Raw genomic sequence first — 21,034 nt, 5'->3', positions numbered from 1 at the left:
CCGCTCCGCTCCTGGGAGGGAGCGGAGCGGTCGGGCTCAGGTATTTCCGCCGGACTCGTTGTTGCCACCACCGCCAGAGGACGTTGGAGGCGTGCCGCTCGCGGTGGGCTGCTCGCCAGCAGGTGCCTGCTGCTGCTGTGCCTGCTGCCCACCCTGTTGTCCGCGCCCCTCTCGCTGCTCGGGCCGGCGCTGCTCGCCCCGGTTGCGGTCACGGTCGCGGCCACCCCCTCGCTCGCGGTCACGGTCGCGGCCACCCCCTCGCTCGCGGTCGCGGTCGCGGCCACCCCCCCGCTCGCGGTCGCGGTCGCGGCCACCCCCCCGCTCACGGTCGCGGTCGCGGTCCCGGTCTCGGCCGCCTCCCTCGGAGCGGAAGCCCCGCTCGCCACCGCCGCTCTCGGGCCGGCGCTGCATCGACAGCTCGCCATCACCCGAGCCCGGCGATGAGGCCACCTTGTGGTCCCCGCCCTGAGCGCTGCGTCCGTAGATGTCGTACTGCTCGCGGTGGTAGTTCTGCTGCGCCTTCACCTGGATGGACTTGTTGTAGCGGTCCATCAGGTGGCGCAGCTCCTGCCGCTCCTCGCCCTGGAGCAGCCGCGCCACCTCGGCATTGCAGTTGATGACCAGCGTGGGGTCCTTGTAGCCCGGCGCCTCGCGGCGGATCTCCCCGAAGATCTCGTAGGCCACCGTGGTCGCCGTCTTCACGAAGCCCTTGCCGTCGCAGTACGGGCAGTCCTCGTGCAGCACGCGGCCGATGGACTCGCGCACGCGCTTGCGCGTCATCTCCACCAGGCCCAGCTCGGAGATCTTCAGCACGTTCGTCTTGGCCTTGTCCCGGCCCAGCGCCTCCTGCAGCGACTTGAAGACCTTGTCCCGGTTCTGCGGCTTCTCCATGTCGATGAAGTCGCAGATGATGATGCCGCCGATGTTGCGCAGCCTCAGCTGGTAGACGATCTCCTTGGCCGCCTCGACGTTGATCTTGGTGATCGTCTCCTCGAGGCTCTTCTTGCCGACGTAGCGGCCCGAGTTGACGTCGATGGCGGTGAGCGCCTCGGCCTGGTCGATGATGAGGTAGCCGCCGCTCTTGAGCCACACCTTGCGCTGGGTGGCGCGCTGCAGCTCGTGCTCAATCCCGTAGGCGTCGAAGATGGGCTCGTCCGACTCGTGCAGCACCACCCGGTCCTTGAGCGCCGGATCCTGCGCGTTCACGAAGCCGAGGATGCGCTCGTACTCCTCGCGGTCATCGACGACGAGCTTCTCCACGTCGTGGGCGAAGAGGTCGCGCGTGGCGCGCAGGATGAGGTCCAGGTCCGGGTGCAGCAGGCCAGGGCCACCGCGCTTCTCGTTGCGGCGCACCACCTGGTTCCACACCTCGATGAGGAAGCGGATGTCGCTCTCGAGCTTCTCCTGCGGCACGTTCTCCGCCACCGTGCGCACGATGAAGCCCGTCCCGGGGGGACGCAGCCGGTCGACGATGTCGCGCAGCCGCTTGCGCTCCTTCTCGTTGGAGATGCGGCGGCTGATGCCCACGTGGTCCACCGTGGGCATGAACACCAGGTGGCGGCCCGGGATGGAGATGTGCGAGGTGAGGCGCGCGCCCTTGGTGCCGATGGGATCCTTGGAGATCTGGACCACGACCTCCTGGCCCACCTTCAGCAACTCCTCGATCTTGGCCGTCTTGCGAGGCTTGGACTTCTCCTCGTCGCGCTTGCGCGGCTGCTCCTCGCGCTGCTTGCGGCCCTTGTCCTTCTCCCGATCCTTCTCGCGCTCGCGATCCTTCTGCTCGCGGCGGGCTTCACGGGCCTCGCGGGCGGCCTCACGGTTCTCACGCGGAGCGCGGCGCTCACCCGCGGTCGTCTCGGGACGCGGCTGCGGGGCTGCCTCGGCCTGGGCCGCGGGAGCCGCGACACCCGGCTCGCTCGGGGCGATGAGGGACGGCTCGGGGGGCAGCGCCAGGGCCACGGAGCCCTCGGTGGTGGCCACCGCTGCGGAGGATTCCAGTGCCGGAGCCGCCTGGGCCGCCACGCTCAAGGGCGCGGACTCCACCGGCGCCACCGGCACCGGGGCGGCACTCACCGGCTCGGACGGGGCGGACACGGACACCGGCTCGGCCGTGACGGGAGCGATGGAGACGGGCTCCTCGGCGCGGGGCGCGGGTGCCTCGGCATGGACCGTGGGTTCCTCGGCACAGTGCTCCGGCTCCTCGGCGCGGGGCTCCCCGGCGTGCAGCTCGGGCTTGCCCTCCACGGAAACGGGGGCCTCGCCACCCACGGCGGTGTGCTCGTGGACCTCGGCCTCCACCTCGGCGCCGGCTTCATGAGCGGCCTCGGCGGCCACGGCCTCGGACTCCTCGGGGACTTCCGGAGCGTCCTCGTCGTGCTCGCCCTCGGTCAGCTCGAACTGCGCTCGCGCGAAGTCCGGGTCGTAGACGACGTCGCTGACATAGAGGAAGGCCGCCTTCTCCAGCCCGATGTCCACAAAGGCCGCCTGCATGCCCGGAAGCACCCGGACGACACGGCCCTTGTAGATGTTTCCAACGATTCCCTTGTCCTTCTTACGCTCGAGGTAGAACTCCGCGATGTGCCCGCCTTCGACCAGGGCCACGCGGGTCTCCCGGCCCGCCGCGTTGATGACGAGGATGCTGCTCATTGACGAATCCTGGGCGCGCGCGCGGATGCGTGAGCTCCGGCGGACGGGAGGCGACGGCGTCTCCCGCTTCCGAGCGCGCTGCGAGGGGAGAGGCGGCCCCGGCTCCCCGACGCGCACGGACGGAGGCCGACCCATGTTTCTGGGGGCCGACTGTCTCCGCGCGGGTGGGGGTTGAGGGGACCACGACCTGCTCCTCCGAGTTCATGACGCCCCGCGTTGGCCGGCACCCTGCCGGGCGGGGACTTACTCCCAATCGAGCGTTCGAGGTCGCCCTGGCGCTCGTACCGCCCTGCCTCTTCCTTCCACACCCGGTCGGAGCCCATCCGCGGGCGCCTTGGGGGGGCGACAGAGGCCCGGTGCAGTCAGCGCGCCCTGGTGTCCTGGGAACGCACCCGTCTCAAAAATCAAGAATCCATGAACCCCGAACGCCCCACCCCTGGTGGAACGTCCCGGGCCCTGAAAACGGCAAAAGGTTTTCACGCCTGATACGACCTGTAAAGGCGAGACATGGAAAATGTCGGCCGTCTGGCAGCTCGGCGGGCTCTAGGCCTGGGCGGTCGGGGCGCGTTTCCGGTTCTCCGGCTTGTCGAGCCTGCCCCGAGGGCGGCGGACCAGGCGCAGGCCCGTCCAGGTGCTGTCGATGATGCAGATTTTGTTGTCCACCAGGCCGATGTCGAGCGCGGCCTGGCGGATGAAGTCCTCGGAGAGAGGCGTCTTGATGCCCTCGCCGCTGGGCCAGCACACCCAGATGCCGCCGGTGAGGGCCATGGCGCGCGAGAGGGCGGGCAGGCGCTGGACGAGCTCGTGGGCGTCCTGGGTGAAGAAGAGGATGACGTCCAGGCCCGTCTGGGCGGTGATGAGGAACTCCACGCCCTCGGGCAGGGGGTTGAGCCTCTGGACGAAGCCCCGGGGCGGGTTGATGACAGAGACCTTGCTGCCCGTCTTGATGCCCAGCATGGCCGGCAGGGACGCCAGCGCGTAGGGAGTCATGAGCTGCGCTCCACGGTGAAGGTGGTGAACTCCCCGCGCGCCTCTTCATCGGCGCGCTCCACGTCCGAGACCCGGGCCTGGGTGGGACCCCGGCGGCACCAGGTGATGAATGCCTCGATGGACTCCGGTGCGCCCTCCGCCACCGCCTCCACGGACCCATCCGACAGGTTGCGCACCCAACCCGTCAGTCCGAGCCGCAGGGCCTCGGTGCGGGCGCTCTCCCTGTAGAACACCCCTTGCACCTTGCCTCGAATCCGGAGGCTTGCTCGCCGCCTGTCCATGGTGCCGCCCCTTTACCCTCTCGCGTCCGTCTGCAGCAGCTGCAGGAACGCCTGCTCGTCCAGGATTCTTACCCCGAGTTCCTGGGCCTTCTTCAGCTTGCTACCCGCGTCCTCGCCCGCCACCACCATGTCAGTCTTGCGCGAGACACTTCCAGACACCTTGCCGCCCCGGCGCTCGATTTCCTCCTTGGCCTGGTCGCGGCTCATCCCGCTCATGCCGCCGGTGAGCACCACCGTCTTGCCGGCGAAGACGCCCGTCTTGACGACGCGGGGCGCGGCCGGCACCACCCCCGCGGCGAGCAGCGCGTCGATGGCGTCGCGGTTCTGCGGCTCGCGGAAGAAGGCGTAGATGACCTGGGCCATGGTGGGGCCCACGTCCTTGCAGCGGGTGATGTCCTCGAGGCTGGCTTCGTAGAGCTGGCGCACGTCGGGGAAGGCCTCGGCGATCGTCTTGGCGGTGGCCTCGCCCACGTGGCGGATGCCGAGCGCGTAGAGGAAGCGGGGCTGGGTGGTCTGCTTGGAGCGCTCGATGTTGGCCAGCAGGTTGTCGGCGCTCTTCTCGCCCATGCGCTCGAGCTCCAGCAGCCGGCCCTTGGTGAGGTGGTAGAGGTCCGCGAAGCTCTTCACCAGCCCCGTTTCCACGAACTGCGCGGCCAGCTTCTCGCCCAGGCCGTCGATGTCCATGGCCGTGCGCGAGGCGAAGTGGCGCACCTTCTCCACCAACTGCGCGGGGCAGGTGGCGCCGGTGCAGCGGATGATGGCGCCCTCGTCGTCCTTCACGGCGGCCGCGTGGCAGACGGGGCACTCGGTGGGGAACATGAAGGGCTGCGCATCCGCGGGCCGCTTGGACTCCACCACCTTGACGATTTCGGGGATGACGTCACCGGCGCGGCGGATGAAGACGGTGTCGCCCTTGCGCACGTCCTTGCGGCGCAATTCGTCCTCGTTGTGCAGGGTGGCGCGGCTCACGGTGACGCCGCCCACCTTCACCGGCTTGAGGTGCGCCACCGGCGTGAGAGCGCCCGTGCGGCCCACGTACACCTGGATGTCCTCCACCAGGGTCGCCTCCTCCTCGGGCGGGAACTTGTAGGCCACCGCCCAGCGCGGGCTCTTGGAAATCTGTCCCAGCCGCTGGCGCAGGTCCTCCTCGTCCACCTTCACCACCATGCCGTCCACCTCGAAGGGCAGGGCGTGGCGGCCCTCGATGGACTTGCGGTTCTGCTCGCGCACCCCCTCCACGCTCCCCTCCCGCACGTACCGGTTCACCGGCAGCCCGAGCGACTTGAGGTACTCGAGCTTCTCCGTGTGCGAGCGGAACGCGGGCACGCCCTCGCCGGGCACGCACTCGTACAGGAAGAGGGAGAGCGGGCGGGACGCGGTGATGCGCGGATCCAACTGCCGCAAGCTGCCGGCGGCGGCGTTGCGCGGGTTGGCGAAGAGCGGCTCGCCCTCCTCCTCGCGCTTGTCGTTGAGCTTCTTGAAGTCCTTCTTGGCGATGAAGACCTCGCCGCGCACCTCGAGGACGCCGGGCACCTTCACCCCGTCCTGGGGCAGCAGCTCCATGGGAATGCTGCGGATGGTGCGCAGGTTGGAAGTCACGTCCTCGCCCTCGGTGCCGTCGCCGCGGGTGGCGCCCCGGAGGAAGCGGCCCTGCTCGTAGTGCAGGGTGACGGCCAGTCCGTCGAGCTTGGGCTCGCAGACGTAGGCGACCTGCCCGAGGCCCGTCTGGCGGCGGATCCGCTCGTCGAAATCGGAAAGCTCTTCGTCGTTGAAGACGTTGGCCAACGAGAGCATCGGAACGCGGTGGACCACCTTCTCGAACTTCTCGGCCGGAGCGCCGCCCACCCGCTGGGTCGGCGAGTCCACCGTGACGAGCTCCGGGTGGCGGGCCTCCAGCTCCTGCAGCTCCCGCATCAACCGGTCGTATTCCGCGTCACTGACCTCCGGCGAGTCGAGCACGTAGTAGCGGTAGTTGTGGTGGGCCAGCTCCTTGCGGAGCTGCTCGATTCGGGTGGCGTCGGCGGTCTTCGAGGAGTTCACGGATGAGGACTCGGCTGGGCTGAAAGAATCGGGGTGTCAGTTGCCTGGCGGGTCAGGTAGCGAGGATGCCTTGACAGCTCCGGAGGTGGTCAATAACCTCTTGCAGCGGCTCATGAGGGCTGTTGTCGCACCCTCAGGACGCCATCTCTTCCCACCACAAGGTTCCACCACCCGCGAGGTCCCGGCAAGAAGGGATCCAGGGTGTCGCCCTGAGGGTGTTTCGCGTCCCGCGTACCCCACGGACATCTTTCACGACATTCCCGTGAGCGCCCCTCGGGCGCCCGTCAGCAACCCCCCAATCATGGCCAAAGCCCGTTCCCCCAAAGAAAAGATCCTGGACACCGTTGTCGAACTCGAAGAAGAGAAGCCCAAGCGTCGCACGACGCGGGCCAAGACGGCGGAGCGGGATGACACCGAGAAGCCGGCGCGCCGCCGGACAGCCGCCCGTCGGGAAGAGGACACCGGAGCCGAAGCCGAAGCCGAAGCTCCGGCCGTCGAGACTCCGCGCCCGGTGCTGACGCCCATTCCGTCCCACCCCGTGCGGGACGAGGAGTACCAGGAGGTCCGCGCCCACGCCGCTCACGAGGAGCCCGCCGTGCAGCCCGCGGCCCCCGAGCATGCCGAGGCCCCCGTCGTCACCGAGGTGACGCGCGATGGCGCCCCCATGCAGGTCATCAAGCTCAATGACCTGAAGCGGATGAAGATCACCGACCTGGCGAAGATGGCCCACGACTTCGGTGTCGAGGGTTATCAGGGTCTCAAGAAGCAAGACCTCATTTTCTCGCTGCTGTCGGGAATCGCGGACAAGAGGTTCGAGGTGCACGCCGAGGGCGTGATGGAGCTGCTCAGCGACGGCTTCGGCTTCCTGCGCAGCGCGGACAGCGACTACCAGCCGAGCCCGGACGACATCTACGTGTCGCCGTCGCAGGTGCGCCGCTTCAACCTGCGGCCGGGCGACACGGTGACGGGCCCCATCCGCCAGCCGCGCGAGGGCGAGCGCTTCTTCGCGCTGCAGAAGGTGGACAAGGTCAACTTCGCCGACCCCCTGTCCGAGGCCACGCGCGAGCGCATCCTCTTCGACAACCTCACGCCGCTCTACCCGACCCGCAAGCTCAAGCTGGAGCACGAGGGGTCGGAGATGACGACGCGCATCATCGACCTGTTCTGCCCCATCGGCCTGGGCCAGCGCTGCCTGATTGTCGCGCCGCCGAAGGCCGGTAAGACGGTGCTGCTGCAGAACATCGCGCACGCCATCTCTAAGAACCACCCGGACGTCTACCTCATCGTGCTGCTCGTGGACGAGCGCCCCGAGGAAGTGACGGACATGGAGCGCAACGTGCGCGGCGAGGTGGTGAGCTCCACCTTCGACGAGCCGGCCACGCGTCACGTGCAGGTGGCGGAGATGGTCATCGACAAGGCCAAGCGCCTGGTCGAGCAGAAGTACGACGTGTGCATCCTCCTGGACTCCATCACCCGTCTGGCGCGCGCCTACAACACGGTGGTGCCGGCCTCGGGCAAGATTCTCTCCGGCGGTGTGGACGCCAACGCGCTGCACAAGCCCAAGCGCTTCTTCGGCGCCGCGCGCAACATCGAGGAGGGCGGCAGCCTCACCATCATCGGCACCGCGCTCATCGACACCGGCAGCCGCATGGACGAGGTCATCTTCGAGGAGTTCAAGGGCACCGGTAACTCGGAAATCGTCCTGGACCGCAAGCTGATGGAGAAGCGCATCTTTCCGACGCTGGACATCAACAAGTCCGGTACTCGTAAGGAGGAGCTGCTGCTGGGGCCCGCGGACCTCATCCGCATCACCGCGCTTCGTCAGGTACTGCACCCGTTCACGCCGATCGACGCGATGGAATTCGTGCTCAAGCATATGCGTCCGACCGCGTCGAACGCCGAATTCCTCGGCTCGATGAACCGGTAGGACCGGTAGGGAGTCGACATATGTGCCGCACCCGCTCCGTTTCGCTCGCCCTCGCCCTGGGGGCGATGCTCACACTGGCCGCCGGGTGCGGCCCCGTCGACCCGAATTTTGGCAACATCCCAACACCGCTGTCCGACCGCACCTGCTACACGGACGCGGATTGCACGGGCAACGCCTGCTGCGGTGAGGGCACCAACCCCACCCATGTGCAGGACGGGCCCGACTGCAGCGGCGTCCGGTGCAACGGCAGTTGTCCGGTGAACGGGCTCGACTGCGGGCGCTGCTACGTCTACTGCCGGGACTCGCGCTGCGAGGCCGCCTGCCAGGGCTGAGCGCCGCGACTCCCCTCGGGGCCAGGAGCGCCGGTCTCCCTCCCTACTTCGACGTCTCGACGAGCTGCACCTCGCCCAGCTTGGGCTGTGCCTTGAGCCGGGCGTAGTCGAAGCAGGCCACCACGATGGAGGCCACCGGCACCGCGAAGAGCGCGCCCACCAGGCCGAACATCTTCTCCCCGGCAATCAGGCTGAAGGCCACGATGACCGGGTGGATGCGCGCCGCCGAGCCCATGATCTTCGGGTTGAGGAAGTACGCCTCCAGCGCGTGGATGCCCACAATCCACAGCAGGATGGCGAACCCCTTCTGGAAGCCGTCCGCCAGCGCGATGAGCACGATGGGCACCGAGCTGAGGATGGTCCCGAAGATGGGGATGAGGCTGAAGACCGTGGCCACCGTGGCCAGCAGGAACGCGAACTTCACCCCGAACAGCATCAGCCCCACGAAGGTGAGCGCACCATTGACGAGGCAGATCGTCACCTGCCCGCGCACCACTCCGGACAGCGAGCGGTCGATCCGCTCCAGCAACACCTGCGCGTCGGTGCCGTACTCCACCGGCACCAGGCTGGTGAAGTACCGGACGATGGGCTGCGCATCGATGGAGAAGAACGCCGCCACCATCAGGATGAAGAACATCATGAACACGCCGGCCAGCACCGACGTGATGATGTTGCGCGACACCGTCACGATGTCGCCCATGTGCTCGCGCGTGAGCGCCGTCAGGCTCATGGCGATGTCCCGGATGGTCTTCTCCAGGTCCAGCGAGAAGCCCGTGGTGGGCACGCCGTTGCGGATGTCCTCGGGCGTGGCGATGGCCACCGGGATGCCATTGGCGCGCAGCCAGTCCTCGGCGTGGTCCGCCAGCACGTGGATCCGCTCGGGCGTGAGCGAGTTGACGAACGCCACCCCATCCCGGCTGATGCGTGCCAGCTCCCGGTAGAGCTGCGGCACCATGGCGATGAAGAAGAGGTACACCGCCAGGAAGAAGAGGGCGTAGATGAGCAGGATGCCCACCCAGCGCGGGATGTTCCGCCCCCGCACCCGCAGGCGGGTGATGCGCGTCACCAGCGGGTGCACCAGGTAGGCGATCAACGCCGCGCTCGCGAAGGGCAGCAGCACCGAGTGGAACAGAGCCAGGACGACAGCGATGGTCAGCCACAGCCCCGCGAGGATGTAGAGGCGCTTGCGGCGCACGTCCGCCGGAATGGAGAGCTCTTGGGGCTGCAGCATGGCGCGGCTTATGGCAGAGGGACCGTCAGGTCTCAAGAGAGGGTCGTCTGGATCAGCCTCTGACGGGCCTCCAGGCGGTCGAGGCATTGCAACATGAGCCGGCGGTTGACCCGGCCTTCCGTGGCCTCGCCCAGGCCCAGCATCTGGTCGACGATCCACCGGTTCAGGAAGAGCAGGGCGAGCCGGTCCGTCGGCGCCAGCCCCCGCTCCAGGTAGCGCTTGTTGCGCATGTAGTCGTCGTAGGCGTCCAGCTCCCGGCTCAGCTCCCAGCGCGACAGCCGCAGCGCCTCGTCATAGACGGCGCGCACCGGGCGCGGGGGCGGCTCGGTGAAGAGCGTCGCGTACTGGCCTCCAACCTCCAGGTCCAGCTCCTGCACGGGCGGCGGCCACTGCTGGAGATCCTTCGCCAGCAGCTTCGCCACCTCCTCCAGCAGATGGTCGATGAGCGGGACGGGCTTCGTCTCGAAGAGGTAGTCCCAACGCGAGGCCATGGGACACTACCTACCCCAGCCCCGCTCTCAGGTGAACCGCTCCACGAAGTTGCGCAGGATGCGCTGCCCGCCGGGCGAGGGAGCAATCCCCGCCAGCAGCCTCTGCACCCGCTCTCCAGGAGTGTGGCCCCGGGCTATTGCTTCGACCTCCAACTTTTCGGCTCGGGCCAGAATCAGGGCGCGCATGGCGGCCGGGTGGAGCTCGGGGTGGAACTGCACGCCGCGGAGGAGGGGCCCGAAGGCGAGTGCCTGCACGGCGGTGCTCGCGTTGCCCGCGAGCACGGTGGCGTGGGCTGGGGTCTGCTCGACGATGTCCTCGTGGGTGGCCTGGACGGTGAAGCGCTCGGGCAGGCCGTGGAAGAGCGGGTCCGCGCGGCCCGCCTCGCTCAGGGCGACCTCCACGGTGCCGATCTCCCGCCCCCGCGTGTTGCGCACCACTCGCGCCCCATGGACATGCGCGAGCAATTGGTGCCCGAAGCACACCCCGAGCACCGGTATGCCCCGGGCCGCCGCGCCCACCATGAAGTCCGCGGCGCGCTCCATCCACGGCTCCAGCTGCGTCACGGACGCGGGTGAGCCCGTCATCATCACCGCGTCGTAGCCCGCCGCACGGTCTGGCAGCCGGGCGCCCCGGTGCACGTGGAGGATGTCGAACTGGCAGCCCCCGGGTCCGAGCGACTCGACGAACCAGTGCTCATAGTCACCGACGCTGAGCTTCACGGAGTGGGCCGCATCACCGGCTTTCAACAGCAGAACGTTCCTCATCGCGCCTCTCGGTGGGTCGGGTTGCCGCGTCGGATGTCGCTCCCTAGCTTCGGCTGCCGCTTCCTGTTGCCCCGAGGAGTTCCCATGACCGACGCTCGCTCGCTCTCCCTCCAGCTCCCGGTCCTCAAGCTGCTCATCGACGGCCAGCATGTGGACCCCGTGGAGGGCGGAACCCTCCCGGTGGTGAACCCGGCCACGGGTGCGAAGCTGTGCGATGTGCCCTCGGCCACGGCGGCGGACGTGGACAAGGCGGTGAAGGCGGCTCGGCGGGCCTTCGAGTCCGGTCCCTGGGGCCGGATGAACGCCAGCGAGCGCGGCCGCATCATCCGCCGCTTCTCCGAGCAGTTGTGGCAGCACCGCGAGGAGCTGGCGCTGCTCGAGTCGACGGAGAACGGGAAGACGTTCCGCGAGGCCATCCGCGGCGACGTGGGGCCCGGTGCGGCGACGCTGTCCTACTTCGCCGACTGGGCGAACAAGATCATCGGCGAGGTGCTGCCAGTGGACGGGCCCTTCCTCACCTACTGCCTGAAGGAGCCGGTGGGCGTGGTGGGGGCGATCGTCCCGTGGAACTACCCCACGTGCCTGGCGTGCTGGAAGCTGGGGCCGGCGCTGGCGGCGGGGTGCACGGTGGTGCTGAAGCCCTCGGAGCTCACGCCGCTCACGGCCATGCGGCTGGGGCAGCTCGCGCTGGAGGCGGGGCTGCCTCCTGGTGTGCTCAACGTGGTGACGGGCTACGGCGACCCCACGGGCGAGGCGCTCGCCCGGCACCCGGACGTGGACAAGATTTCCTTCACGGGCTCGGGGCGCACGGCGCGGCGGCTCCTGCAGGCCTCGGCGTCGAGCAACCTGAAGAAACTGACCCTGGAGCTGGGTGGCAAGAGCCCGCAGATCATCCTCCCGGACGCGGACTTCGAGCGGGCGGTGGATGCGTGCTTCTGGGGCATCTTCAGCAACAAGGGGGAGATCTGCAACGCGGGCAGCCGCGTGCTGGTGCACGAGCAGGCCTATGACGCCTTCGTGGCGCGGCTGACCGAGCGCGCCCGGAAGATGAAGGTGGGCGACCCGTTGGACCCCGCCACCGAGATGGGCGCACAGGTGAGCGCGAAGCAACTGGAGACGGTGCTCGGCTACATCGAGAGCGGCAAGCAGCAGGGCGCGAAGGTGCTGGCGGGCGGCGGGCGCGACACCGAGGGCGCCAAGGCGAAGGGCAACTTCGTGAAGCCCACCATCTTCGGAGACGTGCAGCCGCACATGCGCATCGCGCAGGAGGAGATCTTCGGTCCGGTGCTCAGCTGCCTGCGCTTCAAGGACGAGGCGCAGGCCATCGAGATCGCCAACGGCACGCCGTACGGGCTGGCGGCCTCCATCTGGACGCGGGACGTGGCGAAGGCCCACGCGATGGCGCGCCGGGTGAAGAGCGGCGTGGTGTGGGTCAACTGCTTCAACGAGTTCGACGATGCCGCGCCCTTCGGTGGCTACAAGGAGTCCGGCTGGGGCAGGGACCTGTCGCACCACGCCCTGGAGGGCTACCTCCAGACCAAGGCGGTGTGGACGAAGCTGCCCGCGGATATCTGAGAGAAAGGGCCGGGCACGGTCATGGGTGTCGGGCGAAGGAGGAGGCGGAGACCAATGGCGAACCGTTCCAAGGCGAAGGTCATCACCCTGCCAGCGCCGGCGGGCAGGCGTGTGCGAGCGAAGGAGAAGGAGCACGGCGCTGCCCGGCCGCTGGGCCAGCCCTCGGACTCGGACGTGCTGCACAAGTGGTTCGAGGACAAGGGCATCCGCCAGGTGAAGATGGGCGGCTTCGACGTGGACGGCGTCTGGCGCGGCAAGTACGTGTCGCTGGAGAAGTTCTTCTCCGCCTGCAAGAGCGGGCTCGGCTTCTGTGACGTGGTGTTCGGCTGGGACATCACGGATGAGCTGCTCGACAACACGCGCGTGACGGGCTGGCACACCGGCTATCCGGACGGGCTGTGCCGCGTGGACACCACCACCGGGCGCATCATCCCGTGGGAGCCGGACACGGCCGCCTTCCTCCTGGACTTCCTCAACCCGGATGGCTCGCCCTTCGAGCCGAGCCCGCGCCAGCTCCTGCAGAAGATCGGCCGGCGTGCCCGCGACATGGGCTTCCTGCCGAAGTTCGGCGCCGAGTACGAGTTCTTCATCTTCAAGGAGACGCCCCAGTCCCTGAAAGAGAAGGGCTACGAGCACCTCACGCCGCTGACGCCGGGGATGTTCGGGTACTCGTGGCTGCGCACGTCGCTCAACGCGCCGCTGGTGCACGCCATCATCGATGGGTGCCGCGACTTCGGGGTGGAGCTGGAGGGCTTCCACACCGAGACGGGCCCGGGCGTCTTCGAGGCGGCCATCCGCTACGACGACCTGGAGAAGGCCGCGGACAAGGCGGCGCTCTTCAAGACGGTGGCGAAGGAGATCTGCTCGCGGCACGGGCTGACGGCCTGCTTCATGGCCAAGGTGAACGAGAAGCTGCCGGGGTGCTCGGGGCACATCCACCAGTCGCTGTGGTCGCTCAAGAGCCACGAGAACGTCTTCCACGACCCCGAGTCCCGCGACGGCATGAGCACGACGATGCGGCACTACCTCGGCGGGGTGCTGGAGCTGATGCCGGAGCTCACGGCGCTCTACTGGCCCACGGTGAACAGCTACAAGCGCAGCGTGGAGAACACGTGGGCGCCGGTGACGGTCACGTGGGGCCGGGAGAACCGGACCACGGCGGTGCGAGTCATTGGAGACAGCCCCAAGTCGATGCGCATCGAATACCGCCAGACGGCCGCGGACATGAACGCGTACATTGGCATGGCGGTGAGCCTCGCGGCGGGCCTGTGGGGCATCGAGAACGAGGTGGAGCCTCCCGAGCCGGTCGCGGGCAACGGGTACTCGACCGAGGCGCCTCCGTTGCCGCGCTCGCTGAAGGAGGCGGTGAGACTCCTTCAGGGCTCGAAGCGGGCCCGGCAGATTCTGGGCGAGGAGTTCGTGGACCACTACGTGCGCACGCGCGACTGGGAGGCGCGGCGCTTCGAGCGGGCCGTCACGAACTGGGAGCTCGAGCGCTACATGGAGCTGATTTAGGGGGAGGCACCGATGAAACCGTTCGACATGCCGGGCGAGCCGCGCATCACCGAGATGTCCTGGCCCACGAAGATCGTCCTCGGGGCGGGTGCCCTGAATCGGCTCCCGGCCCAGGTGGCGAGGCTGAACATGAAGCGCCCGCTGGTGGTGACGGACGCGGGTGTGGTGAAGGCCGGACTGGCGCAGCGCCTGTACGTCGTGCTGAAGGCGGCCGGAGTGTCCTTCGCCACCTTCGAGGAAGTGAAGCCGGACCCGACCGAGCGCGATGCCTTCGCGGGATTGGCTGCCTACAGGACGAACAAGTGCGACGGCATCATCGCCCTGGGCGGTGGCAGTCCGCTGGACGCGGCCAAGCTGGTCCAGGTCCTCACCACGCACGAGCCGCCGCTCTCCCGCTATGACGACGCGACGGGCGGGGACCAGTACGTGCGCGACAACATGCCGCCGCTGATCGCCATTCCCACCACGGCGGGCACGGGCTCGGAGGTGAGCCGCTCGGGCGTGGCCACGCTCTCGGACACGGGGCGCAAGACGGTCATCTTCAGCCCGTTCCTCATGCCCAGGGCCGCCATCTGCGACCCCGAGCTGACGCTGGGGCTGCCTCCGGGGCCCACCGCCGCCACCGGCATGGATGCCTTCACGCACTGCCTGGAGGCCTACGTGTCCAATGGCTTCCACCCGCTCTCGGACGCGGTGGCCATCGACGGTATCGCCCGCGTGGCGCGCTCGCTGCCCACGGCCGTGCAGGATGGGAGCAACCTGGTGGCCCGCACCGACATGATGGTGGCGGCCATGGAGGGCGCCATGGCCTTCCAGAAGGGGCTCGGGGCCTGCCATGCGCTGGCGCACGCGCTCACGCCCATCTCCGGCGTGCACCACGGCCTGGCCAACGCCATCGTCCTGCCCGTGGTGATGGAGTTCAACCGCCCGGTCAGCACCGCGCGACTGGCCCGCGTGGCCGCGGCCATGGGAGACACCTCGAATGCGCGTGAGGACGTGCTCGCGGGCAACGCCGTCGAGCGGGTGCGCAAGCTGAACGCCGCCATCGGCATTCCCTCGCGTCTGCGCGACGCGGGCGTGCAGGAGAAGGACCTGGCGCGCATCTCCGAGAAGGCCTTCCAGGATGCCTCGCACCGGGGCAACCCGCGCCCGTGCACCCAGGAGGATCTGCTCGCGCTGCTGCGCGAGGCCTTCTGACTCCCTTCGAGGACGTTGCCGATGGGGAGCGGAGGTTACGCACAGACCTCCTATGCGCCTGGACCGAGCACACCGCTGGTTTCTCCTCGCCGGGTTGGTCCTCCTGGCGGGAGTGGCCCTCGTGCTCGGGAGCGGCATCCTCCAGAGACGCGCCCCGGATGCGCTCACTCCCGAGGAGCGGGAGTGGCTCAAGAGCCATGCCGACTCCCTCGTGTTCCAGTCCTATCCCGACTCTCCCCCCCTCTCCTTCATCAATGACCAGGGGACGTTCAGCGGAATCGCCGCGGACTATCTCCGATTGGTGGAGCGGAACCTCGGCTTCACGTTCCGCAGGGCTGCTCCCACCAGCGTCAGTGTGCTGCTCCAGAACATGCGCGAGGGGAAGGTGGATGTGGCCAGCGGGCTGGCCCCCACGCCCGAGCGCTCGGAGTACCTCCTCTTCACCGAGCCGTACGTCCGTATCCCGACCCTCATCATCGTGCGCCAGGGGACGTGGGAGCGGCTCACGCTCGAGGAGATGAAGGGGCTGCGGATCGCTGTCGGCAGGAGCTTCGGAGTCCATGACTACCTGACGAGACAGCATCCCGAGCTTCAGCTCGTCCCCGTGTCCACGGATCTCGAATCCCTGTTGCGCCTGGCGACCGGTGAGGTCGATGCGGTGATCGCCGATGTTGCGACCTCCTCCTATCTGATCGCCCAGGAGAACCTGACGAACCTCCATGTGGCGGGAACGACTCCCTACTTCTATGACATTGCGATGGCGATCCGGCGGGACGAGCCGATCCTGCACAGCATCCTCCAGAAAGGACTGAGCCAGGTCTCGGATGAGGAACGGGCGCGCATCTGGAGGAAATGGGTCTACACGTGGGAGTCGCCGTTCTACCTGGATCCCCTCTTCTGGCGGTTCGTGGCGATCGTGACGGTGGGCGTGGGCGTGGTGGTGGGGTCGGTCATCACCTGGAACAAGGCGCTGAAGCGGCAGGTGCAGGCGCGAACCGTTGACCTCGCGGAGGCGCATCGCAACGTCTCGTTTCTCGCGGAGGTGAGCGTCATCCTCTCCGAGACGCTCGATTACTCCGTGACCCTCTCCCGCCTGGGGAACCTGTGTGTGCGCTACCTCGCCGACTGGTGCGTCATCGACGTGGTGACGGAGGATCGGGTCCGCCGGATCGCCGGGGCCCATATCAGCCCCACGAAGCGGCCCCTGCTCGAGGCGCTCGCCGAACGCCATCCGGCCCGGATGGGAGGCCTCAGTCCGGCCAGCGAGGTGCTTCGGACCCGTCAGCCGCTTCTCTACCCCGAGCTGTCGGAGGCTGACGTCCGGGCCACGAGTGAGAGCGAGGAGCATGCGCAGCTCATCCTCGCGCTCGGAACCCGGAGCGCTCTCTCGGTGCCGCTCATCTCGCGAGGACACCTGATCGGAGTGCTCACCCTGGGCTCGGGGACACCGGGAAGGCGCTACGGGCCGAAGGAGCTCGAGCTGGCGCAGGAGGTGGCCAGGCGCGCCACCATCGCGTACGACAATGCCCGGCTGTATCAGCAAGCCCAGGAGGCCGTTCGCATCCGGGATGTCTTCCTGATGATCGCCGCCCATGAGCTTCGCACGCCCCTGACGTCCCTGAAGCTCCGCCTCGCGAAGCTTCGCCGCCTGGCCCATGAGGCGCCGGAGCAGGGGATTCGCACCGCCGCCCTGCTGCGAGAACTGCCCCGCATCGAAGCCCAGGCCGATCGGCTCCACCAGCTCATCGAGCAGCTGCTCGATGTCTCGCATATCGGCGCGGGGCGCATCGAGCTGAACCGTGAGGAGGTGGAGCTCTGCCAGGTGGTCCAGGACGTGGTGGAGGCCCTCCGCGAGCAACTGTCGCGCTGCGGTTCCCGGTTGGAGCTTCGGACCGGATGTCCTGCCATCGGGTGGTGGGATCGGCACCGGCTGGAGCAGGTGGTGAGCAACCTGCTCGGAAACGCCATCAAGTTCGGACAGGGAAATCCGCTGGAGGTCCGGGTCGAGCCCGAGACGGACACGGTGCGGCTCGTGGTGCGGGACCAGGGCATCGGTTTCCCGAGCGAGGCCAAGGCCCGCATCTTCGAGAAGTTCGAGCGGGCGGTCTCCGAGCGTCACTATGGCGGGCTCGGGCTCGGGCTCTTCATCACCCGGCAGATCATCGAGGCCCATGGGGGAACCATCACCGTCGAGAGCGCGCCCGGAGAGGGTTCGACCTTCACGGTGGTGCTTCCGCGCGGAGCGGAGCGGGCGTCCCCTCCGCCCTCCGCGTGAGCCCTGCCGTGCGAGGGCCGCTCTCGCGCCGCTCACTGCCCGAGCGACTGGGGTGGCGGCTGGGTCTGCCCGGATACTGTGTAGCACTTGCCGCAGGTGGGCGCCCCGTCCGCCAAGTGCTCCGCGTGCAGGTGCTCGTTCCCATCCTTGCCGAGCAGCGTCGCCGTGAGCGGGCGCTCGTCGTGCGTTGCCCGCGTCACGTCCACGATGATGGGATTCATCATCACGCGCCCCAGCACCGGGCAGGCTCAGAAGCCTTGTCGGATGGCCTCGGTGGAAAACGAGGTCGCATGCACGGCGAGGCTCAGGATTGCCCCTGGGGTGGGGAGCTCATGGCCCTGGAGCGGCGACGCCACCGGTACAAGGCGAACGTGGAGGCACCCACCGCGCCCAGCGCCAGCATCGTCATGATGCGAATCCCGAGCTGCTTTTTCGCGAGCTGTTCCGGGTTCCGACAAGAGTAGCAGTCAAACCACACCGGCTCGACATCCTCATCCGCGCCCATGGCGAAGAAATTTGAGGAGTCCATGCATCGACTCTCGACGCATATCCCTGGCTGGCTATCGCTGTAGCGGTCGTTGCACGCGTCACCAACCTTCTTACCCTCACAGCTATTTTTGAAGACGGTGCGGTACGCGCTCGCGGGAGCGGAGAACAGGCACAGAATCAGGGCACATATCCACATCACGCGCCCTCGCTTCCAGAAGCGCTTGGAGTGCGCGTGTTCGAGCGCTCCAGCGCCATCGGAGCCAGGAGAGGACAGCCACAGGAGGAGAGTGGACTGCACACGCGAGCGCATGACATGCCAGGGTAGCACGGCCTGCCAGCCTCCGCCGACCCCCGGGTGCACACCTGAAGTGAAAAAGACACATATTTAAATAACCACTAGAGTTGCTGGACTTACGTGAATAGCCGGGCTGCATGATTCCTCCCCACGCGACATCCCGCCGCTGACGGAGGAAGCGCCCGATGCGCACTCGATTGCTCGCAGCCTGTCTGTCGCTCTCGCTCGCGGCCTGTGGAGACACGGAGGCCACCGGCCCCGCCCAAGAAGTGGGCCCCCTCCATCTTCGAGATGGCCCCAGGGGTTAGGGGGGGCCTCGAATTTTTGGGGGACCATTGAGGCAGGGCCGTCAGGTATGCCAGCACTTGACGCCTGCCTCTACACCTCACGCAGGCGAACACATCCAGCGATTGGACGTGGAGCGCGAGCCGCTGCCTCCCGGACCCTTCGACGTCGTGCTCTGCTTGAACTACCTCTGGCTGCCTCTGTTCGTTGCGATTCCCCAGGTGCTCGCGCCGGGAGGACTGTTCGTCTTCGCGCAGCCCACTCGCAGTAACCTGCAACGCAACCCGCATCCCTCGGCCCGCTTCCTGTTGGAGGACGGCGAGCTGCCCCGGCTCCTCCATGGATTGGAGATCCTCTCGCTCACCGAGGGTTGGACGGACGAGGGCCGACACGAGGCGCGGCTGGTGGCGACGAGCCGAGCCTGAAGGCTTGCTGACCGCCGGGAGAAGAGCACTCAACCCCTGGGTGCCACGCGCGGCCTCTCTGCCTGGTCCGCCCAGCGGAACGTGCGGGCGATGTACATCCGCGACCAGACGTAGGAGCCAAGAAAGCCCATGGTGCCACAGTAGAGCACGATGGCCGTCGCCAGGCCCTGTGCTTGGGCGGGAGGCGCTCCTGCGTCCGTCGAGGCGGTCAGTCCGGTTGCCATGTACCAGGCAATGGCTTTTACAGTGCTCGGAAGCTCCTTGATCTGTATCAGCCCGACACCGAGCAGGATCTTGGTCAGCCAGTCGGAGATCTGCTCCAGGTTGGTATTGACTCTCTGGTCATAGAAGAGGGGCGCGCCGGATGCAGCAGCAGTCGGAGGGGGATCTTCAGCGGTCGGATCTCGCGGGGCATGGGGCGCTGGAAGCGTGCCCTGGACTACCCGGGGAATTCCAAAGAGGAACCCCAGCAGCGAGCCCATTCCAAACCAGGCCATGCTCCACAGCAGCGCGAGAGGGACCCTGCCCTTGTCGGCCTGCAGACCGATGAGCAATAGACCGAAGGTGTCGAACACCTGTATGCCCAGCAGCGGGAAGTAGCGCCACCACCAGTGGCTCAGCTTCCACAGCGTTTTCGGCCGATCGCTCCTATCGGACGGATTCCGCTGCTCTCTCGGGGTTGAGCCTTCCATGGCCTTCTTCCTGCTGCGAGTGGGGTTCGCGGATCATCATGAGCCAGGGATGATGTGCCTTTCACGAAGCTGACCAGGGCACTGTCGACAAGCAATCGATGGCGTGGTTCGAGGGGGGTCTGTCATAGGCGCGGTGCGAGGGGGCTGACAGAGGGAAAAGAGCCCTCCATTACGCCCTGTTCCCTCAAGCGGGGAGGGAGGCGGGCCCACAGAAGGAGAGCCTCTGCTAGGCCGCGACGGTGGAGGAGCCGAGGAAGCAGAGGACGGCGCGGGTGGAGTGGGCCGGGCTGCTGCGCAGGACGGAAAGCCCTGGACGGGCTTCGCCTGTCCGCGGTGTGGAGGCAGGCGAAAGGAGCTGGCGTAGGTGAAGGGGGCCCCCGGGGGGCGGGCGATTGTGGAGCACCTGGGCTTGCCCACGGCCTGTGCGAGGTTGGCCCCGGCACGGGGGCCACCCCAGGCCGCGAGGTGTTGAGGCGCAAGACAGCCACCAGGCCGGCGGCCCCAGCCACGCACCTGATGGGAGCGAGGCCTGGGCAGGCGTGTACCCCAAGGGGGTTCAAGCGGTCTGTCCACCGGCCGGGAGCATCGCTCGGGAGGCCCCGTCAGCGGCCCTCCTCGGCCCCTCCGCTCCAGCCCTCACCCTCAACAGGGCCTCTCTCCCGCCTATACGTCATCGAGATCCGGCAGCGCCGATTACCCGTTACCCTAAGCGCGGCCTTGAAGCAGGCACGCAAGCGGGCAGGCATGACTCAAGCAGAAGCAGCCGAGGGCATCGGCATCGCTCCCGAGGTGTACGGGCGCATGGAGCGGGGGGGCGTGCTGCCGAGCGTTCCAACGCTGTTGCGCATGTGCCTGATTCTCGGCAGCGGCCCCCATGAACTGATGGGGTTTGCCGAGGTGGAGCCGGGGCAGAGCGCCCCCGGGGCAAACACGGTGCCCCCCGGCCTGAGTGACACGCCCGAGAAGCGCCGCCTATTGCGCCGCCTCGCTCGCCTGGACAGTCCGAGGATCAAGGCACTGGCGCGGTTGGTCGCCTTACTTCTGCCGGGGCGCTGAATGCCAAGGGCTGCGGGGCCGCCATCCTGGCGGGCGTCTACCGAGCCAGCATGCGAGCCTGGACACGCGCTGGCTCTACAGATTCCAGGTTCTAAGACAGATAGGAGCTGTGCTGAGGGTGAGGGCTGGTGCAGAGGGGCCGAGGAGGGCCGAGGACGACCGCAGAGGGGGACATGTGGGCTGTGTGCCAAGCCGGTGGAGAGGCCGCGCAGCCACTTTGGGGTACACGCCTACCCCAGCCGCCTTCCCAGGAGGGGCGCGGCAGGTGCCTGGCTCTCTTGGCTGGCTGTGGCGGCTTGAGCTTCAACACCACGCGCTCTGGGGCGGCCCTCGCGCAGGGGCCAGGTGCGCACTCGCCGTGGGCAACCCCAGGTGCTCCACAATCGCTCTCACCCCTCCTGCTCCCTTCACGACGGCATCGACACACTGCCACAAGTCCTCCACCCTTAATTGAGCGCGTGACCGTCACGTTGCCGGTTCACCCTCTCAAGGGAGTGAAGCTGCCGGTCGCCCGGTTCATTCGCAGC

Annotated in this window: 17 protein-coding genes and 1 pseudogene; 8 read left to right on the top strand and 10 right to left on the bottom strand. The window is 67.9% G+C overall.

Going from position 1 to position 21,034, the window contains the following annotated elements; genetic code table 11:
- Positions 1 to 36: 36 nt before the first annotated feature.
- The 4 genes from DAT35_RS38295 to ligA all read right to left on the bottom strand — a co-directional run bounded on the left by DAT35_RS38295 (position 37) and on the right by ligA (position 5,957).
- Entirely contained in the window at positions 37 to 2,646 is a 2,610-nt protein-coding gene (locus tag DAT35_RS38295) for an Rne/Rng family ribonuclease (RefSeq protein ID WP_108074230.1), read from the bottom strand.
- A 543-nt stretch (positions 2,647 to 3,189) separates the two neighbouring features.
- Complete coding sequence (locus DAT35_RS38290) at positions 3,190 to 3,636, bottom strand: DUF3052 family protein (protein WP_108074229.1); 447 nt, start codon at positions 3,634 to 3,636, stop codon at positions 3,190 to 3,192.
- The gene (locus tag DAT35_RS38285; RefSeq protein ID WP_108074228.1) at positions 3,633 to 3,917 is read right to left on the bottom strand and encodes an acylphosphatase; all 285 of its coding nucleotides are present in this window, start codon (positions 3,915 to 3,917) and stop codon (positions 3,633 to 3,635) included. The genes DAT35_RS38290 and DAT35_RS38285 overlap by 4 nt, the downstream gene beginning before the upstream one ends.
- A gap of 12 nt (positions 3,918 to 3,929) precedes the next feature.
- Positions 3,930 to 5,957, bottom strand: coding sequence for an NAD-dependent DNA ligase LigA (ligA, locus tag DAT35_RS38280; protein ID WP_108074227.1), 2,028 nt, complete (start codon positions 5,955 to 5,957; stop codon positions 3,930 to 3,932).
- A 301-nt stretch (positions 5,958 to 6,258) separates the two neighbouring features.
- Here ligA and rho point away from each other — a divergent pair, with 301 nt between their 5' ends.
- A complete protein-coding gene (rho, locus tag DAT35_RS38275) occupies positions 6,259 to 7,884 on the top strand; it encodes a transcription termination factor Rho (protein ID WP_108074226.1) in 1,626 nt (541 codons plus the stop codon).
- 20 nt (positions 7,885 to 7,904) lie between these two features.
- Positions 7,905 to 8,216: a hypothetical protein gene (locus DAT35_RS38270; RefSeq protein WP_108074225.1), complete on the top strand. Its 312-nt coding sequence runs from the start codon at positions 7,905 to 7,907 to the stop codon at positions 8,214 to 8,216.
- Positions 8,217 to 8,259: 43 nt separating this feature from the next.
- On the opposite strand, the gene DAT35_RS38265 is transcribed toward DAT35_RS38270, so the two are convergent.
- Genes DAT35_RS38265 through DAT35_RS38255 form a run of 3 tightly spaced genes read right to left on the bottom strand, consistent with a single transcriptional unit; the run spans position 8,260 to position 10,703 of the window.
- Positions 8,260 to 9,447, bottom strand: a complete 1,188-nt coding sequence (locus DAT35_RS38265) for an AI-2E family transporter (protein WP_108074224.1) — start codon at positions 9,445 to 9,447, stop codon at positions 8,260 to 8,262.
- A gap of 32 nt (positions 9,448 to 9,479) precedes the next feature.
- Complete coding sequence (locus DAT35_RS38260; protein ID WP_108074223.1) at positions 9,480 to 9,938, bottom strand: hypothetical protein; 459 nt, start codon at positions 9,936 to 9,938, stop codon at positions 9,480 to 9,482.
- 27 nt (positions 9,939 to 9,965) lie between these two features.
- Positions 9,966 to 10,703, bottom strand: a complete 738-nt coding sequence (locus DAT35_RS38255) for a glutamine amidotransferase (protein ID WP_108074222.1) — start codon at positions 10,701 to 10,703, stop codon at positions 9,966 to 9,968.
- Between the two features lie 84 nt (positions 10,704 to 10,787).
- Here DAT35_RS38255 and DAT35_RS38250 point away from each other — a divergent pair, with 84 nt between their 5' ends.
- From DAT35_RS38250 to DAT35_RS38235, 4 genes are read left to right on the top strand one after another with little or no spacing between them, the layout of a single operon-like run.
- Entirely contained in the window at positions 10,788 to 12,278 is a 1,491-nt protein-coding gene (locus tag DAT35_RS38250; RefSeq protein WP_108074221.1) for an aldehyde dehydrogenase family protein, read from the top strand.
- Positions 12,279 to 12,332: 54 nt separating this feature from the next.
- Positions 12,333 to 13,793 carry a glutamine synthetase family protein gene (locus DAT35_RS38245; RefSeq protein WP_108074220.1) on the top strand — a complete coding sequence of 487 codons (1,461 nt, stop codon included), beginning with the start codon at positions 12,333 to 12,335 and terminating at the stop codon, positions 13,791 to 13,793.
- Between the two features lie 12 nt (positions 13,794 to 13,805).
- Positions 13,806 to 14,990, top strand: a complete 1,185-nt coding sequence (locus DAT35_RS38240) for an iron-containing alcohol dehydrogenase (RefSeq protein ID WP_108074219.1) — start codon at positions 13,806 to 13,808, stop codon at positions 14,988 to 14,990.
- Between the two features lie 52 nt (positions 14,991 to 15,042).
- On the top strand, positions 15,043 to 17,265 hold the full coding sequence (locus DAT35_RS38235) for a transporter substrate-binding domain-containing protein (RefSeq protein ID WP_158502083.1): 2,223 nt from the start codon (positions 15,043 to 15,045) through the stop codon (positions 17,263 to 17,265).
- Between the two features lie 32 nt (positions 17,266 to 17,297).
- Here DAT35_RS38235 and DAT35_RS61935 read toward each other — a convergent pair.
- A pseudogene (locus DAT35_RS61935) lies at positions 17,298 to 17,510 on the bottom strand (alanine racemase C-terminal domain-containing protein); the annotation flags it as partial.
- Between the two features lie 59 nt (positions 17,511 to 17,569).
- Positions 17,570 to 17,794 (bottom strand): hypothetical protein, encoded by a 225-nt coding sequence (locus tag DAT35_RS58450; RefSeq protein ID WP_146210070.1) that lies wholly within the window; start codon positions 17,792 to 17,794, stop codon positions 17,570 to 17,572.
- A gap of 620 nt (positions 17,795 to 18,414) precedes the next feature.
- On the opposite strand from DAT35_RS58450, the gene DAT35_RS38220 reads away from it, so the two are divergent.
- Entirely contained in the window at positions 18,415 to 18,759 is a 345-nt protein-coding gene (locus DAT35_RS38220) for a class I SAM-dependent methyltransferase (protein ID WP_233261968.1), read from the top strand.
- A 29-nt stretch (positions 18,760 to 18,788) separates the two neighbouring features.
- Here DAT35_RS38220 and DAT35_RS38215 read toward each other — a convergent pair whose 3' ends face one another.
- Positions 18,789 to 19,451 carry a hypothetical protein gene (locus DAT35_RS38215; protein ID WP_108074216.1) on the bottom strand — a complete coding sequence of 221 codons (663 nt, stop codon included), beginning with the start codon at positions 19,449 to 19,451 and terminating at the stop codon, positions 18,789 to 18,791.
- Between the two features lie 717 nt (positions 19,452 to 20,168).
- Here DAT35_RS38215 and DAT35_RS38205 point away from each other — a divergent pair.
- A complete protein-coding gene (locus DAT35_RS38205) occupies positions 20,169 to 20,507 on the top strand; it encodes a helix-turn-helix transcriptional regulator (RefSeq protein ID WP_108074215.1) in 339 nt (112 codons plus the stop codon).
- The last annotated feature ends 527 nt before the right edge of the window (positions 20,508 to 21,034 follow it).

Origin of the sequence: Vitiosangium sp. GDMCC 1.1324 (assembly GCF_003044305.1) — a bacterium.
In the GTDB taxonomy this organism is placed as follows: Bacteria; Myxococcota; Myxococcia; order Myxococcales; family Myxococcaceae; genus Archangium.
The sequence above is the reverse complement of the archived record's forward strand: the minus strand, read 5'-3'. Positions and strand labels throughout refer to the sequence as shown.

Excerpts from the sequence above, each read along its gene's own strand:
- DAT35_RS58450 (WP_146210070.1), bottom strand. The coding sequence starts at position 17,794 with ATGGACTCCTCAAATTTCTTCGCCATGGGCGCGGATGAGGATGTCGAG.
- DAT35_RS38240 (WP_108074219.1), top strand. The coding sequence starts at position 13,806 with ATGAAACCGTTCGACATGCCGGGCGAGCCGCGCATCACCGAGATGTCC.
- DAT35_RS38245 (WP_108074220.1), top strand. The coding sequence starts at position 12,333 with ATGGCGAACCGTTCCAAGGCGAAGGTCATCACCCTGCCAGCGCCGGCG.
- DAT35_RS38215 (WP_108074216.1), bottom strand. The coding sequence starts at position 19,451 with ATGGAAGGCTCAACCCCGAGAGAGCAGCGGAATCCGTCCGATAGGAGC.
- DAT35_RS38270 (WP_108074225.1), top strand. The coding sequence starts at position 7,905 with ATGTGCCGCACCCGCTCCGTTTCGCTCGCCCTCGCCCTGGGGGCGATG.
- DAT35_RS38265 (WP_108074224.1), bottom strand. The coding sequence starts at position 9,447 with ATGCTGCAGCCCCAAGAGCTCTCCATTCCGGCGGACGTGCGCCGCAAG.
- rho (WP_108074226.1), top strand. The coding sequence starts at position 6,259 with ATGGCCAAAGCCCGTTCCCCCAAAGAAAAGATCCTGGACACCGTTGTC.
- DAT35_RS38285 (WP_108074228.1), bottom strand. The coding sequence starts at position 3,917 with ATGGACAGGCGGCGAGCAAGCCTCCGGATTCGAGGCAAGGTGCAAGGG.
- DAT35_RS38235 (WP_158502083.1), top strand. The coding sequence starts at position 15,043 with ATGCGCCTGGACCGAGCACACCGCTGGTTTCTCCTCGCCGGGTTGGTC.
- DAT35_RS38295 (WP_108074230.1), bottom strand. The coding sequence starts at position 2,646 with ATGAGCAGCATCCTCGTCATCAACGCGGCGGGCCGGGAGACCCGCGTG.
- DAT35_RS38290 (WP_108074229.1), bottom strand. The coding sequence starts at position 3,636 with ATGACTCCCTACGCGCTGGCGTCCCTGCCGGCCATGCTGGGCATCAAG.
- DAT35_RS38255 (WP_108074222.1), bottom strand. The coding sequence starts at position 10,703 with ATGAGGAACGTTCTGCTGTTGAAAGCCGGTGATGCGGCCCACTCCGTG.
- DAT35_RS38250 (WP_108074221.1), top strand. The coding sequence starts at position 10,788 with ATGACCGACGCTCGCTCGCTCTCCCTCCAGCTCCCGGTCCTCAAGCTG.
- DAT35_RS38260 (WP_108074223.1), bottom strand. The coding sequence starts at position 9,938 with ATGGCCTCGCGTTGGGACTACCTCTTCGAGACGAAGCCCGTCCCGCTC.